This window comes from Roseobacter sp. OBYS 0001 (assembly GCF_019654895.1).
Classification (GTDB): Bacteria; Pseudomonadota; Alphaproteobacteria; order Rhodobacterales; family Rhodobacteraceae; genus Roseobacter; species Roseobacter litoralis.
On record NZ_BPES01000005.1, the window covers coordinates 187,116 to 202,286 of the forward strand.

Below are 15,171 nucleotides of genomic sequence, written 5' to 3' on the forward strand. Positions count from 1 at the left end.
AAATCAAGGATTTTAAAGCGTTACGTGATGTTTCAGGTATTTCGTCAGACGCTTTAGTTCTGCGGCAGGCTTTTGCGCGTGGGCATGCGGTCGATGACCGGGACATCATCGCCTGCGATGTCAAACCGCTTGTCACCGGGATCAAGCGTGGCCGAAATATAGGTGCGCCGCGTGCCGCCCCCCGGTTTGTCCGACGCCTCAACCAGCGTATACAGCGTGACCGGCTGCCCCATGAAATCGGTGAATGTCCCCGTCGGGGCCTGCCCCTGACTGGGGATCGATTCCCAATGGCGCAGGATATCAATCGGTTTGACCGGCTGCTTGTAGGCCAATAGCAATTCGCCAAAGAACTCGCCATCTCGCGAGGGGTTCGTCGTGCGGCTGAAACTGGCTTCGGGCATAAGGGCGGTGACCGCCTGATTGGCGGGGCGCTGAAACTGGCCATGATCGGTGCCGATCCAGATGCCGCCCCCTGCCGCGCGCAAGGCTTCCATCTGATTGATCACCAGATTGGCCGAAGAGTCATTTACCCCCGGCCAGTTCGCCAGTTTATGGGCGTTGGTGTTGCGAATGAACAGCGTCCCATCCAGCATCAGCGATTTCGGCCCATTGGCATAAAAGCCACGCAGCGCGTCAAGGTCGGCATCGTTGAACGTGCGGTTGGTGTTTGTGGCGGTCATCACGATGATCCGGTATCCGCCCTGCGTCGCCAGATGGCGCGCCAGAGAACCGCGTCGTGGTTCAAACTTGTAGGTGACATCAAAAACAGCGCCGCCTTGATAGTCATCGACAAAGCGCGCCACCCGCTGTCTGTGCGAGGATTTGGTTGAGGGCTCTTCGACGCTGACATCCCACCATAGCACCTTCATCGGTTGCGCCATGGCAGTGCTTGCCACAAGGATCAGGCAGGCGGTCATCAGGGCGACCAATATGTGAAAAAGAGACTTCATTCGCTCACCTTGCTTTTGCGTGTCGGCATGTAGTCGCGCACGGGTTCAGGCTCCGCGTTGCTGTCAATCGCGGTGCGCCCTTCGCCCGGCGCAAAACTGGCCGTGATATAGGGCCGTTTGGCTTTGCCGCCCGGCTTGTCGGATGTCTCGACCAATGTATGGAGCGTGACCGGATTGCCCATGAAATCGGTAAACTGGCCCACGGGCGCTTCGGCCTGACTGGGTATCTCTTCCCAGTGTTGCAGGATATCCAATGGCCGCACCGGCACGGCCGCATTCAACAGCGTGCCCCCGATGAACTCCCCATCACGCGACGGGTTCGTGCGACCCGAAAAGCGCGCGCGTGGCACGATCGCTTCGAGCAATTGATTTGCCCCCGCCTGAAATTCGCGGTGATCCGTTCCGATCAGGATCCCGCCGCCAGCATCGGCAAGCGCAGCGATCTGATTGATCAAAAGGGCCGCGCTGGCCCCATTTGGTCCGGGGAAAACGGTCTTGGGTCCGGGCCGCGCGTTGCGCACCCAAAGCGTGCCGTCCAGCATCAAGGCGCGTTTGCCACTGGCATAATGCGCGCGCAGGGCATCAAGGTCCGCGTTGGTGAAGTTTCTGCTCGTGGTTGTCACGTCCAGAACGATAATATCGAAAGGCGCGCCCGCCAAAGCCGCTGCAAGCGCCCCGCGTTGGGTCGCATGTTTGAACGTGACAGCATAGCTTGCGCCGCCGTCGAACTGGTTGATGTAATTTGCCATTGCTGCGCGGTCTTGCGCGTTGGTAGCGCCGTCATAGGTGGGCGACCCATCCCACCAAAGCACAGCCGTTTGTTCCGCCTGCGCCGCAAGTGAGCCGATAAACAAAGCAAAAATGCCGAAAGTGGCGGTTAAATATTTACGCATCCTAGAAATTCCGTTTAGGTGGTTAGGAACAGAATGGCCCTTGGGGCTGTGTTTGTCCAATTTCTTTACGGGCGGACACCTTATTAAAAACCAGCACAGGCTGCGGGCGCCGCAGCCAAGCAAAAGGAGCGTTATTTGTGAGCGCGCTCAAAATATTTTCGGCTGTTGGCGCAGTGGTGCTTGTCGTGGCTAGCGGTGCGGCGGCATATGCAGCTTTGCAAAGCTGTGCTGTGCGCCTTGAGTTTCTCTCGGACGTGAGCGGTTGCCCGACTGATGCCGATTTGGCACTGGAGGCGGAATTGGCAGCGCTCGCCGCGACACATGCGGCGTTGCGCAATGAGATATTCAACAGAGAAACGGTGCTGGCCGCGCGCCAATGTGAGGCCGTGCCGCCGTCCTCCACCGCGCCGATCACGCAGCCGCAACTGGCGGCCAATGATCTTGAGGCGCTTTATGGCTGCTGGTCCTTGGGCAGCAGCTATCAGACCCGCGATGTGGATACGGGCAAGATCGTCTCTTACCCCACGTGGCGGATGTGTTTTGACACGCAAGGGCGCGGGAAACAGGTCATGCAGGGTGTTGATGGCTCCACCTGTGAGGGGCCAGTGCAGGCGCGTATGGAAAGCCCCGCGCGCCTGATCCTTGGCGAAGGGGGTAACCTTGCGTGCAGCGATGGCGGCTATATCCACCGCCGCGATATCGCCTGCACCGCCGAGGGGGGCAGCGTGGCCTGCGCGACCCTTCAGCCCGAGACCGAAGGGGCTGCAGACGTTCCTTTCAGCCGCTGGCAATAAAAACCGCCGCGCCGGTTGCAGCTTATCTTTTGGTTAAGCCAGAGTAAGCCAACGACCACTTTCCTTTGGGGGCAGGCGGCTGCATCATATCGCTCAAACGTAAGTGCAGAAATGCCAAAGGAGGTGCGCCGATGCCCAAGGATCATGTAGACCCGATTGCCGCGCTGCGGGACAATACGTCCGTTCCTTTCGAGCGTGCACGGGCCATGCCCACCGAAGTCTATACTTCGCAGGCCTTCGTGGATGCTGAGCTTGAGCATATCTTCCGCAAGGATTGGTACTGCGTCGGTCGGGCGGATTCGCTGGTGGCCCCCGGTGACTACATATCCTGCGAACTCGCGGGTCAGCCGATTGTGGTGTTGCGTGACCGAGAGGGCGATTTGCGGTCCATGAGCAATGTGTGCCTGCACCGCATGTCCACCCTGCTGCACGGACGCGGAAATGCCAAAACCATCGTTTGCCCGTATCACGCCTGGACATATAACCTTGATGGTAAGCTGCGCGGTGCACCTGCGATGACCCGGAACGAGGGCTTTTGCAGGGATCAGTACAAGCTGCCGCAGGTGCGTTGTGAGGAATGGCTGGGCTGGGTCTTTGTCTGCCTTGACCCCAACGCCGCACCGGTGGCCGAACAGTTATCGGATGTCGCGCTGATGATCGCGGGCTATGACATGACCAATTATTCCGAAGCGTTTTATGAAGAACATGTCTGGGACACCAATTGGAAGGTTCTGGCCGAGAACTTCATGGAAAGCTATCACTTGCCGGTGTGCCACGCGGGCACGATCGGCGGTCTGTCGAGGCTGGAGGATATGATCTGTCCGCCCGGTGGTGCCGCGTTCAACTATCACACGATCCTCAAGGATGAATCGCTGCGCATCGCCATGGCGCACCCCACCAAGAATGACCGGCTGGAGGGGGACGCGCGGCGCACGACCTATTTGCTGGCGCTCTATCCCAGCCTGATGATCACGCTGACGCCGGGCTATTTCTGGTATCTTTCCCTGCATCCCAAAGGACCGGGGCAGGTACACATCCGCTTTGGTGGCGGCATGTCCAATGACTTTGCCGATGACCCCGATACAGAAGAGAACTTTGCCGCGCTCAAGGCTCTTCTGGATGATGTGAACGTCGAGGATCGCGGCTGCACCGAAAAGGTCTATCGTGGTCTTTGTTCGGATGCAGCAACGCCCGGACACCTGAGCCATCTGGAACGACCCAACTATGATTTCGCGCAATATCTGATGGCCAAGATTGACGCCGGGCGGGCCAGTTGACACGATGCGCGTCCGTATTTCCGCGTCTGGCATGCGAACCACAGTCAAAGGGAACCAAATGATACGTACGGGAACCATGATATTGGCCGGTCTTGTGTTGGCCGGGTGCGCGACACAACACTCCAGCGAAAAAACACTTCGCCAGCATGGGTATTCGGAGGATTATGTCGCGGGCTATCATGACGGATGCCCAAGTGGAAAACGGGCGGGCGGTGACAGCTTTCAGCAAGCGGCGCGCGATGATGTGGCCTATGCCGCCGGGGGCGATTACAAAACAGGGTGGGATTACGGTTTCCTGACCTGTCGCGAAACCGAAGCGCAAAATGAACGGACGGCAAGCATTATCGGAGCGGCGCTCGCAGGCAGCATGTCAAGCAGCCACGGTGCCGATGGTATTGATGCGCGCGATGCCCTCAAGGGGATTGATACCTCGGGGCTGGAGAACCTGGGGGTTGGCGGGCTTTGAGTTGGGCCACGTGCCTTCATGCGGCGGAGCGTGGCAGACGCGTGGCCCATGCCGTCAGACGCGCAAGTCTCGTCGCCAAACCCTCATGCGCCCTACTGCCTGATCGCAACGGTGGGTGAGATGACATCCAGCCCCAACGCCTTGCCAACGGCGTAATAGGTCAACTGGCCTGCGTGTACGTTCAAGCCGTTCAACAGGTGCGGATCATCAAGACAGGCTTGCCGCCAGCCCTTGTCGGCAAGGGCCAGCATGAAGGGCATCGTGGCGTTGCCAAGCGCAATCGTTGACGTGCGTGCCACAGCGCCGGGCATGTTCGCCACGCAGTAGTGCATGATCCCGTCCACGTCATAAATCGGGTCACTGTGGGTCGTGGCCTTTGAAGTTTCAAAGCAGCCGCCCTGATCAATGGCCACGTCCACCAGCGCCGCACCGGGTTTGAGCGTTGACAGTTGTGCCCGACTGATCAGCTTGGGCGCGGCGGCACCGGGAATGAGGACCGCTCCGATGATCAGATCGGCGGCCTGTGCCAATTCCAGCGTATTGCCCGCAGAGGCATAGGAGGTCTTGAAACGACCGCCAAAGACGTCATCCAGATATCGCAGGCGTGCCAGCGACCGATCCAAAACCGTGACATCCGCGCCCATACCCGCTGCAATTTTGGCAGCATGGGTGCCGACGACGCCGCCGCCGATCACCACAACACGGGCAGGCCCGACGCCGGGCACGCCGCCCATCAAGACGCCACGCCCGCCGTTGGCCTTTTGCAGGGTCCATGCCCCGACCTGTGGCGCAAGCCGCCCCGCAACCTCTGACATCGGGGCCAAAAGCGGCAAGCCGCCCTGATCATCCGTCACCGTTTCATAGGCAATGCACGTCGCACCCGAGGCGATAAGGTCGTGGGTCTGATCCGGGTCCGGCGCAAGGTGCAGATAGGTAAACAGCACTTGCCCCGCGCGCAGCATTTTACGCTCACCGGCCTGTGGTTCCTTGACCTTCACGATCATCTCGGTGGTTGCGAATATCTCTGCGGCGGTCTGCAGAACTTCGGCACCTGCCGCTGTGTAATCCGCATCCTCAAACCCGGCACCGGCGCCTGCGTTGGTTTCGATCAAAACCCGGTGCCCGTGTGACACGGCTTCGCGGGCGGCGTTTGGTGTCAGGCCAACGCGAAACTCCTGTGGTTTAATCTCTTTTGGGCACCCGATGATCATGATGCACTCCTCCTCCGTTGCATTGTGACTGAAACATACGGCGTCTTTGGCGCAAATAGGCGCGAAATAAACGTTGCTTGAGGTTGATTAATTGAAAGAAATCACCGGTAATGGACGCAAATTTGAATGAATTGTGTGCGAATGACGCTTGATACCACAGACAAACGTATATTGAGCGCTCTTCAGCGCGCGGGACGCATGTCAAACGCCGACCTCAGCGATGCGGTCAACCTGTCGCCCTCTGCCTGTCACCGGCGTGTTCAGCGTCTGGAAAAAGACGGGTATATCAAGGACTACGTGGCCCTTCTGGACGCGCGCAAGATGGGTGTGCCGACAACCGTTTTTGTGGAGATTACGCTGCAGGCGCAGGCGGATGAAGTGCTGGATGCCTTCGAGAAAGCAGTGGCGCGCATCCCGGATGTGCTGGAGTGTCACCTGATGGCGGGATCTGCGGATTACCTGCTGAAAGTGGTGGCTGAAAACACGGATGATTTTGCCCGTATCCACCGCCAATACCTCGCGCGCCTGCCCGGTGTGGCGCAAATGCAGTCAAGCTTTGCGCTGCGCACGGTGTTCAAAACGACAGCCTTGCCTGTGACATGAGGTTTGGGGCCTCTGCGCGGTTCAGGCGGCGCGTTTCTTGCGGGGCTTGTTGGTGTTTGACAGCCTGAGGTTCAACTGACCTGACCGGAACGATCCGGGAATCAAATGACCGGATTTGCGCACCTCCGGGAAATCACCGGCCCAATCCCGAAAACGGTCATTGGTCACGATTCGCGCGTTCATATCGCGGGCCATTGTCAGAATGGCAGGATCCGCAGGCTGCCCCTTGGGCACGACCATGACGTGGCTTTCCGGTACATTCAGGGCAAGGCTCAGCGTATCATCGTGCTGGTATTTTCCGGACAAAAGATACCCGGCATTCGCGTCAAACACGACCCCGACGGTAAAACCCTTTTGGGACAGGTGGGACACGACGTCGCGGACGGTGGCGATCTGCGGTGTGCCGTCCTTCCAATGCATGACGTTCGACCCGTCGATGATCGCCCACTTCTGCGTGGCCCGGAGGGCCGAAGCCTGACGCGCCGCCAAAAGGCGCCGGATCAGGACCGCGACCCACAGACCGATCAGGCCGCAGAGCGCGAGCAGCATCAGGTTTTCAGTCATGCCGCAACATCTCCCTTATTGCGTCTGACGAAGTGCCAGAAATATCGCATTTCAGCTAACGCGTTGAAATCTTTGATTTCAGGTAGCGGTGGGTAATTCAGGTTTTTCGTATGACGCTTTCGCAATTTCAGAACCAGACAATGCACCATTATGCAGGAGTTTGTCATTATTATGGTGCGTCAGAATTATGGTGCGTCAGAACGTGAAACCCCCGCGCAGCTTGCGCCGCACGGGGGTTCGTATTCTTGAAAGTCACATTGCGTGGATGATTTACATCATCCCTTCGCGTTGTGCCTTTTTGCGTGCCAGCTTGCGGGCACGGCGGATCGCTTCAGCTTTCTCTCGCGCTTTTTTCTCGGACGGCTTTTCGAAATGTTGCTTGAGCTTCATTTCGCGGAAGACGCCTTCGCGCTGTAGCTTTTTCTTCAGAGCCCGGAGGGCCTGATCGACATTGTTGTCGCGAACACTAACCTGCATGTGGTTTTCACCACCTTTCTAAGTTGAGTTGCAAGGATTTGCAGGAAGTGGGCATATAGCAAGGACGCCCTAACTTGTCTAGTGTGTTGATACCGACGTTCAGGAGCCAGATGATGACAGTGCCGTATGAAACCGCCAAAGCCGCCCTTTTGGAAGCAGCCATGATGCATGTGCCTTTCGATGGCTGGTCAGAGACCACATTTCAGGCTGCCGCGCGGGATGCGGAGTTGTCGCCATCGGTTGCGCGCGCCATCTGTCCGCGCGGTGCGGTTGATCTGGCGATTGCCTTTCACAAGGCGGGTGATGCCGCGATGCTGGAGCGGTTGGGCGAAACCGACCTCAGCGCGATGAAGTTTCGCGACAAGGTGACAGCGGCGGTGCGCATACGTTTGGAAGTGATCGAAGACAAGGAAGCGGTGCGTCGTGGCACGACGCTCTTTGCACTGCCTCAATATGCAGCGGATGGGGCCAAGCTGATCTGGGGTACTTGCGATGCGATCTGGACGACGCTGGGCGATACGTCTGACGATGTGAACTGGTATACGAAACGCGCCACCCTGTCGGGCGTCTATTCGTCTACGGTGCTCTATTGGCTGGGCGATGACAGCCCGGATCACATGGCCACATGGGGCTTTCTGGACCGGCGTATCGAGAACGTCATGGCCATTGAACAAATCAAGGCCAAGGTGCGCCAAAGCCCGACGCTGAGCCGTTTGATGACAGGTCCGAATTGGCTGCTGGGCCAGATCAAAGCACCGCGCAGCACGCCCAATACCGACCTGCCGGGAAGCTGGACCGCCCCGCGCGAGTGATGGCGTTGCACCCGTCGTGCGCTTGTCTATGGTGGACACAAAATGAACAACAGGACGGATGACATGGCCCAGATGATGCGCGCAATTGAGATCAGCGAAGCGGGGGGGCCGGAAGTTCTGACGCTGTGCCAGCGCCCGATGCCTGAGCCTGCCCACGATCAGGTTGTGATCAAAGTGGCATGGGCGGGCGTGAACAGGCCTGATGCCCTGCAACGCGCGGGCTTGTATGCTCCACCGCCCACGGCCAGCGATTTGCCGGGGCTTGAAGCCTCGGGCGAGGTCGTCGCTGTGGGGGCCGGGGTGAATGACCTTGCGATGGGTGATCTTGTCTGCGCGCTGCTGCCGGGCGGGGGCTATGCAGAATATGTGGCGACACCTGCGGCGCATTGTTTGGCCGTTCCCGACGGGATGGGCCTGCGCGAAGCGGCCTGCCTGCCTGAGACATATTTCACCGTCTGGTCCAATGTGTTCACGCGTGGTGGCCTCAAAGCGGGAGAGCGTTTTCTGGTGCATGGCGGGTCATCCGGCATCGGTACGACGGCCATTCAACTGGCGCACGCCTTGGGCGCGCGGGTGTTTGCCACTGCAGGCTCGGAGGCGAAATGCGCGGCATGTGTCGAACTGGGTGCCGAGCGCGCGATCAACTACCGGGATGATGACTTTGTGGCTGCCATGCGCGCAGAGGGCGGCGCAAATGTCATTCTGGATATGGTTGGCGGCGATTATATCCCGCGCAATTTCAAGGCCTTGGCGGATGACGGGCGGCTGGTGCAGATTGCTTTCCTTGGCGGGGCCAAGGTCGAGGTGAATTTCACGATGCTGATGACGCGCCGTCTGACGATGACAGGATCGACCCTGCGCCCGCAAAGCGATCTGGCAAAGGCTGGCATTGCGCAGGAACTGCGCGACACCGTTTGGCCGATGCTATCGGCGGGAACAATCGGCCCGGTGATGGATCAGGAATTCCTCCTCGAAGAGGCGGCAGCGGCGCATACACGCATGGAAAGCTCTGGCCATATTGGCAAGATCGTTCTGAAAGTCGCCTCGTGAGGCCCGTGCAAATTCGATGTAGTGGAGAGAAAAGATGGTAAAGACCGTAATTATTGAAGAAGCGGGTGGACCCGAGGCGATGCACGTGGTGGACCGACCTGTTGGCGAGCCGGGGGCTGGCGAGGTGCGCATCACCCACAAAGCCTGCGGGTTGAATTTTATCGATGTCTATCAACGCAGTGGCCTGTATCCGATGGCGTTGCCCCATGCCCTCGGTATGGAAGCGGCAGGCGTGATCGAGGCTGTCGGCGCAGGTGTCACGCATCTGAAGGTCGGCGACCGTGCCGCCTATGCTGCGACACCGCCCGGTGCTTATGCGCAAGCCCGCGTGATGCCCGCCGCACAGGTTTGCCCGTTGCCCGATGGGATTTCCTTCGAAGAAGCCGCCGCCATGATGCTCAAAGGGCTCACGGTGCAATATCTGTTCCACCGCACGACCCCGCTGAAGGCGGGCGATACCGTGTTGTTTCACGCAGCCGCCGGGGGCGTTGGTCTGATCGCCTGCCAATGGGCGCGATCAGAAGGGATCACGCTGATCGGGACCGCCGGGAGTGACGCGAAATGCGCGATCGCGCTGGAGCACGGTGCCGACCATTGCATCAACTACAAAACCGAGGATTTTGCCGCGCGGGTCCGTGAGCTTACCGATGGCAAAGGCGTAGACGTGGTCATGGACGCGGTCGGGGCAGATACCTTTGAGGGGTCTTTGGACAGCCTCAAGCCGCTTGGCATGATGATTTCCTTCGGGAATGCGTCGGGGCCGGTGCCCCCGTTTTCTGTCGGTATTCTGGGCCAGAAAGGGTCGCTGAAAATCACCCGCCCGACCCTGTTCACCCATATCGCAGAGCATGAAACCTGTCAGGCCATGGCGGCACAGCTGTTTGAAAAGGTGCAAAACGGCGATGTGAAGATTCGCATTGATCAGCGCTTTCCCCTCGCGGATGTCGCTGAGGCTCATCGCGCGCTGGAAGCACGCAAAACCACGGGCAGTACGATTCTGACGCTCTAGCGGATCGGGGTGAACAGCGCGTTTTTCGCGCTGCAGTCCCGGATAACATCGCGCCCGCACTGGCGCGGCTCCAGCGCGCGGGTCAGGCAAATCCGTGCCTCTTGGATATGTCCGTCGCGGCAGGTGATCGTGATCTGGTCGGGGCGCAAATCGGGGTTCGCCTCAAGAAAGGCTTGTTCAACGACTTGGGGGGCGATGCGCACAGGTTCGCTCAACCGGCGCAGAATTTCCGGACGGTTTATCCGCGCGTAAGCCTCGCGCGAGGTGTCAAAATACTGCGCGGCACTTAACCCGGCGCAGGTGCCGTGCTTTTTCCACTGGTGCCAGGCCAGACCGGACGTGCCCATGATATCGGCCATGCCAGCGGTCATCTGTCGGGAGGGCGCGCGTTCGGAGGTCTGACAGTAATCGGGAAAGCCGCTTTCGTATTGCGGCCACAGACCATGGAGAATCCAGCCGTGATCATGGCGCTCATCACATTGGTCTGAACCGCGCACATCCCCTTGCAAAGCACACCAGTTTGGCGACCAGCTTAAGGAGAGCACATAGTAGTCAAACGTGCCTGTTGTGTCGCTTTGAGCGGCAAACGGTAAGGCGGCAATAAGTGAGGCAATGAGCCAGCGCATTGGGGCTTTCCTTATAGGATTTTGCTGATTATATACGGCTGCAGTTCCCCCACAATGGAAACCGTTCCGAAGCTTCGGAACCGCCCTTCAAGGCGATTGGGTCGGCGTGGGGAATACGTATTGATAGGAGCACCACAATGGCAAAACCGATTATGGCCAAAGCCACCGCTGTCTGGCTGGTGGATAACACGACACTCAGCTTCAAGCAGATTGCTGACTTCGTCGGAATGCACGAACTTGAAGTGCAGGGGATTGCGGATGGCGATGTGGCGCAGGGCGTCAAGGGCTTTGACCCGATTGCCAATAACCAGCTGACCCAAGATGAAATTGACACGGCTCAAAGCAACCCCCTTTACAAGCTCAAGCTGAAGTTCAACGCTGCCGCACAGGGCGAGGAAAAACGCCGTGGTCCGCGTTACACGCCGCTGTCCAAGCGTCAGGACCGTCCGGCATCTATCCTGTGGCTGGTCAAATTCCACCCCGAATTGACAGACGGCCAGATCAGCAAGCTGATCGGGACAACCAAACCGACCATTCAGGCGATCCGTGAACGCACGCATTGGAATATCAGCAACATTCAACCGATTGACCCGGTGGCACTGGGGCTGTGCAAGCAATCCGAACTGGACATGGTCGTGCAGAAAGCCGCCGCCAAAAAGGCCGCCGATGCGCCGGTGATGAGCGATGACGAACGCCGCAAACTGGTCAGCACGGAACAAAGCCTCGGCATGGATGCCGAGCCCAAGATTCCGACCGCCATCGAAGGGTTGGAGACGTTTACTCTGTCTGGTGACAGCGCCAAGGATGAAGACGAAGAGTCAGCGGGTGATTTCTCCGATGCGGATAGCTTCTTTAACCTGCCCGATGGCACGCATGATGATGAAGACGAAGATGAAGCGGCGGACAAACGCTGAACTCATGTGTCACGTCTGACTTGTTTAACCCCCGGTGCACCGTCGCCGGGGGTTTTCGTTTGTGTGGTTTGTCTTGGGCTTGTGTTCCAGCACGAAAGCGGTCAGGCCTTACCTATCTTATCGAAAAGGACGCACCATGATTGAACGTATTGAAACCGGCATCAGATCATCGAAAATCGTGAAACATCAAGGTGTTGCTTACATCACCGGTCAGGTTGGTGAGGGCGAGACAATACAGGATCAGACCGCAGAGTGTTTGCGGCGTCTGGATGCGCTTTTGATCAAGGCGGGTTCATCGCGCGAGAAAATGCTTCGGGCGACGATCTGGCTGGCGGATATGAGTGACTTTGCCGGGCTGAATGAAGTGTGGAACGCGTGGGTCCCCGAAGGGCACGCCCCGGCCCGCGCTTGTGGTGAGGCCAAGCTTGCGCGTCCTGAGTTGAAGGTGGAAATCATTGTCGATGCGGCCTACGACTGACCCGGTCTAAAGCGTCATGCGAAAAACCTGCATCACGCAACGCTGCCTGAAATCAAAGATTTCAACGCGTTACGTGATACTTGTTGTTTCAGGTGTTTCGTCAGACGCTCTAAAACGACTTTCGCGCGCGCATCGCTGCGGTGATCGTGCCATCGTCGAGGTAATCCAACTCCCCACCAATCGGAACGCCTTGCGCCAGTGATGTGAGGCGGACCTGACCTTCGAGGTTGTCGGCGATGTAATGTGCGGTGGTCTGGCCGTCGATCGTTGCGTTCAGGGCGAGGATCACTTCGGTGATCCCTTCGCTCGGGACACGGTCCAGCAGACGGGGAATGCGCAATTCCTGCGGTCCGACCGCGTCCAGCGCGGAAAGGGTGCCGCCCAACACGTGATAGCGCCCTTTGAAAACCCCTGAGCGTTCCATGGCCCAGAGGTCAGCAACATCTTCTACCACGCAAAGCTCCCCATTGGCGCGTTTTTCGGAGGTGCAGATGTCGCAGATATCCGTCGTACCGACATTGCCGCAGTTCAGGCATTCACGGGCTGTCTCGGCGACCGCTTGCAACGTGTCTGCCAGCGGGATCAGGAGCAGGCTGCGTTTCCGGATGAGGTGCAGCACGGCACGGCGCGCAGACCTTGGCCCAAGCCCGGGCAGCTTGGCCATCAGGTCGATTAACGCGTCAATTTCCTTTGTGCTGCTCACAAATCATGCCTGTTTTGCGGGGGCCGCGCGGCGAGTGGTCTGCGGCAGAGGAGGGCGCTCAGAACGGCAGTTTCATATCCGCAGGCAAGCCCATGCCTTCGGTCAATTTCGCCATTTTTTCCTGCGCCTTGTCGGCGGCTTTTGTTTGCGCGTCCTTGATCGCGGCAAGGATCAGGTCTTCGACGACTTCCTTGTCGTCACTGTTAAAGATCGACGGGTCAATATCCAGACCTTTCAACTCGCCCTTGGCGGTGCAGGTCGCTTTGACCAGACCCGCGCCAGAGACGCCCTCGACGATCACATTTTGCATGTCTTCCTGCATCTGCGCCATCTTGGATTGCATTTCCTGCGCTTTTTTCATCATGCCGGCCATATCGCCGAGTGAGCCTAGTCCTTTGAGCATCTGCTGTGTCCTTATGTGTTCAGTTACATTTGATATGCGTGTTTTGGGGCGGTCTCGCAAGAGGCTCAACTGTCCTCGAAGGGGTCCCACTCGTCCTCGACCTCTGGCAGAGCGTCCGCAACGGCGGCTGCCGCGATCTGCTGGGGGGTTTTGATGGACGTGATGCGGGCTTTCGGAAACTGGGCGAGGACCGCCTGCATCATCGGGTGCGCAAGCGCTTTGCTTTGCAGGTCGAGTTCTGCGGCGTCTCGCTTTTCGGCAATCGTTGGCGCGGATGCATCATTCACAATTGTGACGGCCCAGCGATTGCCGGTCCAGAGTTGCAGCCGCTGCCCGAGCCGTTGCGCCAGATCGGCGGGCGCGTTTTCCGTGGGGGCAAATTCGATCCGGCCGGGCTGGTATTGCGCCAGCCGCACGCAGCCTTCTACCTCAACCAAGAGCTTTACGTCCCGATTGGTGCGGATCAGTTCGACCACATGATCAAAGCTGATGAAACGGCCAAGGGCTTCATTCGGTTGCTCGGCCAATGCTGTAACGGTGCCAGAACCCGACGGGGATGGGCTTCTTGCGGAGGCATAGGCCGTCGCAGTTGTGCCGCGCGTTGCCGTGTCCTGTGTGGGGGTACTGCCGCCTGAGGGGCCGCTTCCAGGTGCATCGGCCGCATTCAGTTTGCGCACCAATTCCTCGGGGGTTGGCATGTCAGCCACATGTGTCAGCCGGATGATCGCCATCTCGGCGGCCATCATTGCATTGGGGGCACTTGCCACTTCGTCGAGTGCTTTCAATAGCATCTGCCACAGCCGCGTCAGCACGCGCATGGGCAAGGTGCCTGCCATTTCAAGGCCCCGGCTGCGTTCGTCGGGCGATACGGTGGGGTCTTCGGCGGCTTCGGGGGTGATCTTGACCACCGACACCCAATGGGTGATCTCCGCCAGATCGCGCAGCACGGCCATCGGGTCGGCCCCTTCGGCATATTGTGCCGACAGTTCGGTGAGCGCGCCCGCAGTATCCCCGCGCAGGATCATGTCAAACAGATCGAGCACCCGCCCGCGATCCGCCAACCCCAGCATCGCGCGGACCTGCGCGGCTGTTGTCTCTCCCGCGCCGTGGCTGATGGCCTGATCCAGCAGCGAGGTCGCATCCCGCGCGGAGCCTTCAGCCGCGCGCGCGATCAAGGCCATGGCGTCCTGCGCGATTTCGGCCCCTTCGGCAGTTGCTATTTTGCGCATCAGATCAATCATGACCTCGGGTTCGATGCGGCGCAGGTCAAACCGCTGGCAACGCGACAGCACGGTCACGGGGACCTTGCGGATTTCCGTGGTGGCAAAGATGAATTTTACATGTTCCGGCGGCTCTTCCAGCGTTTTCAACAGCGCGTTGAATGCGCCGGTGGACAGCATGTGCACTTCGTCGATGATATAGACTTTGTAGCGGGCCGAGGCGGCGCGGTAGTGGACGGAATCGATGATCTCCCGGATGTTTGCGACCCCGGTATTGGACGCGGCGTCCATTTCCATGACATCGACGTGGCGGCCCTCCATGATGGCGGTACAATGTTCACAGGTGCCGCAGGGTTCGGTTGTAGGGCCGCTTGTGCCGTCCGGGCCGATGCAATTCATGCCCTTGGCAATGATCCGGGCGGTGGTGGTTTTACCCGTGCCACGGATGCCGGTCATGATGAAGGCTTGCGCGATGCGATCCGCTTCAAACGCGTTTTTCAGCGTCTGAACCATCGCGTCCTGTCCGACAAGATCGGCAAAGGTCTCAGGGCGGTATTTACGTGCCAGAACCTGATAGGGGGCGTGCGGTGTCTCGGACATGAAAAGCCTTGCTGAAACGGAATCGGAGCGACGATTTGCAGACTAAGGCGCAGCGCGTCCAAGAACAACGCCACTTGGCAAAGAAGTGCCGCAGGGACCCCGACAATTCGCTGCGTGGCAC

The 15,171-nt window shown here is 59.0% G+C and carries 18 protein-coding genes; 9 read left to right on the forward strand and 9 right to left on the reverse strand.

Annotation, left to right across the window (positions count from 1 at the left end):
- Positions 1–53 precede the first annotated feature (53 nt).
- Positions 54–950, reverse strand: a complete 897-nt coding sequence (locus K5Q35_RS12780) for a hypothetical protein (protein WP_013960208.1) — start codon at positions 948–950, stop codon at positions 54–56.
- On the reverse strand, positions 947–1,843 hold the full coding sequence (locus K5Q35_RS12785; RefSeq protein WP_220799832.1) for a hypothetical protein: 897 nt from the start codon (positions 1,841–1,843) through the stop codon (positions 947–949). Before K5Q35_RS12785 ends, K5Q35_RS12780 begins: the two co-directional genes overlap by 4 nt.
- Positions 1,844–1,980: 137 nt before the next feature.
- On the opposite strand from K5Q35_RS12785, the gene K5Q35_RS12790 reads away from it, so the two are divergent.
- The 3 genes from K5Q35_RS12790 (at position 1,981) to K5Q35_RS12800 (ending at position 4,380) form a co-directional block, all read left to right on the forward strand.
- Positions 1,981–2,637, forward strand: a complete 657-nt coding sequence (locus K5Q35_RS12790; protein WP_220799833.1) for a hypothetical protein — start codon at positions 1,981–1,983, stop codon at positions 2,635–2,637.
- 131 nt (positions 2,638–2,768) lie between these two features.
- Positions 2,769–3,914 carry an aromatic ring-hydroxylating dioxygenase subunit alpha gene (locus tag K5Q35_RS12795; protein WP_220799834.1) on the forward strand — a complete coding sequence of 382 codons (1,146 nt, stop codon included), beginning with the start codon at positions 2,769–2,771 and terminating at the stop codon, positions 3,912–3,914.
- Positions 3,915–3,972: 58 nt separating this feature from the next.
- Positions 3,973–4,380, forward strand: a complete 408-nt coding sequence (locus tag K5Q35_RS12800) for a hypothetical protein (protein ID WP_220799835.1) — start codon at positions 3,973–3,975, stop codon at positions 4,378–4,380.
- Positions 4,381–4,472: 92 nt separating this feature from the next.
- On the opposite strand, the gene ald is transcribed toward K5Q35_RS12800, so the two are convergent.
- Positions 4,473–5,591: an alanine dehydrogenase gene (ald, locus tag K5Q35_RS12805; protein ID WP_220799836.1), complete on the reverse strand. Its 1,119-nt coding sequence runs from the start codon at positions 5,589–5,591 to the stop codon at positions 4,473–4,475.
- A 141-nt stretch (positions 5,592–5,732) separates the two neighbouring features.
- On the opposite strand from ald, the gene K5Q35_RS12810 reads away from it, so the two are divergent.
- A complete protein-coding gene (locus K5Q35_RS12810) occupies positions 5,733–6,194 on the forward strand; it encodes an Lrp/AsnC family transcriptional regulator (protein WP_044025164.1) in 462 nt (153 codons plus the stop codon).
- Positions 6,195–6,215: 21 nt separating this feature from the next.
- On the opposite strand, the gene K5Q35_RS12815 is transcribed toward K5Q35_RS12810, so the two are convergent.
- Together K5Q35_RS12815 and rpsU are read right to left on the reverse strand one after the other, a co-directional pair.
- Positions 6,216–6,758 (reverse strand): hypothetical protein, encoded by a 543-nt coding sequence (locus tag K5Q35_RS12815; protein WP_220799837.1) that lies wholly within the window; start codon positions 6,756–6,758, stop codon positions 6,216–6,218.
- 270 nt (positions 6,759–7,028) lie between these two features.
- The gene (rpsU, locus tag K5Q35_RS12820) at positions 7,029–7,235 is read right to left on the reverse strand and encodes a 30S ribosomal protein S21 (protein WP_007118112.1); all 207 of its coding nucleotides are present in this window, start codon (positions 7,233–7,235) and stop codon (positions 7,029–7,031) included.
- A gap of 113 nt (positions 7,236–7,348) precedes the next feature.
- Here rpsU and K5Q35_RS12825 point away from each other — a divergent pair, with 113 nt between their 5' ends.
- From K5Q35_RS12825 to K5Q35_RS12835, 3 genes are all read left to right on the forward strand, one after another.
- Positions 7,349–8,047 carry a COQ9 family protein gene (locus K5Q35_RS12825; protein ID WP_220799838.1) on the forward strand — a complete coding sequence of 233 codons (699 nt, stop codon included), beginning with the start codon at positions 7,349–7,351 and terminating at the stop codon, positions 8,045–8,047.
- 63 nt (positions 8,048–8,110) lie between these two features.
- On the forward strand, positions 8,111–9,097 hold the full coding sequence (locus K5Q35_RS12830; protein ID WP_220799882.1) for an NAD(P)H-quinone oxidoreductase: 987 nt from the start codon (positions 8,111–8,113) through the stop codon (positions 9,095–9,097).
- Between the two features lie 34 nt (positions 9,098–9,131).
- Positions 9,132–10,106 carry a quinone oxidoreductase gene (locus K5Q35_RS12835; protein WP_220799839.1) on the forward strand — a complete coding sequence of 325 codons (975 nt, stop codon included), beginning with the start codon at positions 9,132–9,134 and terminating at the stop codon, positions 10,104–10,106.
- Here the strand turns inward: K5Q35_RS12835 and K5Q35_RS12840 are convergent.
- The gene (locus tag K5Q35_RS12840; RefSeq protein WP_220799840.1) at positions 10,103–10,732 is read right to left on the reverse strand and encodes a ribonuclease T2; all 630 of its coding nucleotides are present in this window, start codon (positions 10,730–10,732) and stop codon (positions 10,103–10,105) included. The two genes, K5Q35_RS12835 and K5Q35_RS12840, sit on opposite strands and share 4 nt — an antisense overlap.
- A gap of 137 nt (positions 10,733–10,869) precedes the next feature.
- Between K5Q35_RS12840 and K5Q35_RS12845 the strand changes: the two genes are divergently transcribed.
- Positions 10,870–11,646 (forward strand): DUF1013 domain-containing protein, encoded by a 777-nt coding sequence (locus K5Q35_RS12845; protein ID WP_013960220.1) that lies wholly within the window; start codon positions 10,870–10,872, stop codon positions 11,644–11,646.
- A 136-nt stretch (positions 11,647–11,782) separates the two neighbouring features.
- A complete protein-coding gene (locus tag K5Q35_RS12850) occupies positions 11,783–12,124 on the forward strand; it encodes a RidA family protein (RefSeq protein ID WP_013960221.1) in 342 nt (113 codons plus the stop codon).
- Between the two features lie 109 nt (positions 12,125–12,233).
- On the opposite strand, the gene recR is transcribed toward K5Q35_RS12850, so the two are convergent.
- From recR to K5Q35_RS12865, 3 genes are all read right to left on the reverse strand, one after another.
- A complete protein-coding gene (gene recR / locus K5Q35_RS12855; protein WP_220799841.1) occupies positions 12,234–12,827 on the reverse strand; it encodes a recombination mediator RecR in 594 nt (197 codons plus the stop codon).
- Positions 12,828–12,885: 58 nt separating this feature from the next.
- Positions 12,886–13,230: a YbaB/EbfC family nucleoid-associated protein gene (locus tag K5Q35_RS12860; protein ID WP_220799842.1), complete on the reverse strand. Its 345-nt coding sequence runs from the start codon at positions 13,228–13,230 to the stop codon at positions 12,886–12,888.
- Positions 13,231–13,295: 65 nt separating this feature from the next.
- On the reverse strand, positions 13,296–15,050 hold the full coding sequence (locus K5Q35_RS12865; protein WP_220799843.1) for a DNA polymerase III subunit gamma/tau: 1,755 nt from the start codon (positions 15,048–15,050) through the stop codon (positions 13,296–13,298).
- Positions 15,051–15,171 lie beyond the last annotated feature (121 nt).

Coding starts and splice junctions, on each gene's coding strand:
- K5Q35_RS12850 (WP_013960221.1), top strand. CDS start 11,783: ATGATTGAACGTATTGAAACCGGCATCAGATCATCGAAAATCGTGAAA.
- K5Q35_RS12785 (WP_220799832.1), bottom strand. CDS start 1,843: ATGCGTAAATATTTAACCGCCACTTTCGGCATTTTTGCTTTGTTTATC.
- ald (WP_220799836.1), bottom strand. CDS start 5,591: ATGATCATCGGGTGCCCAAAAGAGATTAAACCACAGGAGTTTCGCGTT.
- K5Q35_RS12800 (WP_220799835.1), top strand. CDS start 3,973: ATGATACGTACGGGAACCATGATATTGGCCGGTCTTGTGTTGGCCGGG.
- K5Q35_RS12780 (WP_013960208.1), bottom strand. CDS start 950: ATGAAGTCTCTTTTTCACATATTGGTCGCCCTGATGACCGCCTGCCTG.
- rpsU (WP_007118112.1), bottom strand. CDS start 7,235: ATGCAGGTTAGTGTTCGCGACAACAATGTCGATCAGGCCCTCCGGGCT.
- K5Q35_RS12840 (WP_220799840.1), bottom strand. CDS start 10,732: ATGCGCTGGCTCATTGCCTCACTTATTGCCGCCTTACCGTTTGCCGCT.
- K5Q35_RS12860 (WP_220799842.1), bottom strand. CDS start 13,230: ATGCTCAAAGGACTAGGCTCACTCGGCGATATGGCCGGCATGATGAAA.
- K5Q35_RS12835 (WP_220799839.1), top strand. CDS start 9,132: ATGGTAAAGACCGTAATTATTGAAGAAGCGGGTGGACCCGAGGCGATG.
- K5Q35_RS12810 (WP_044025164.1), top strand. CDS start 5,733: ATGACGCTTGATACCACAGACAAACGTATATTGAGCGCTCTTCAGCGC.
- K5Q35_RS12795 (WP_220799834.1), top strand. CDS start 2,769: ATGCCCAAGGATCATGTAGACCCGATTGCCGCGCTGCGGGACAATACG.
- K5Q35_RS12825 (WP_220799838.1), top strand. CDS start 7,349: ATGACAGTGCCGTATGAAACCGCCAAAGCCGCCCTTTTGGAAGCAGCC.
- K5Q35_RS12845 (WP_013960220.1), top strand. CDS start 10,870: ATGGCAAAACCGATTATGGCCAAAGCCACCGCTGTCTGGCTGGTGGAT.
- K5Q35_RS12830 (WP_220799882.1), top strand. CDS start 8,111: ATGGCCCAGATGATGCGCGCAATTGAGATCAGCGAAGCGGGGGGGCCG.
- K5Q35_RS12815 (WP_220799837.1), bottom strand. CDS start 6,758: ATGACTGAAAACCTGATGCTGCTCGCGCTCTGCGGCCTGATCGGTCTG.
- K5Q35_RS12865 (WP_220799843.1), bottom strand. CDS start 15,050: ATGTCCGAGACACCGCACGCCCCCTATCAGGTTCTGGCACGTAAATAC.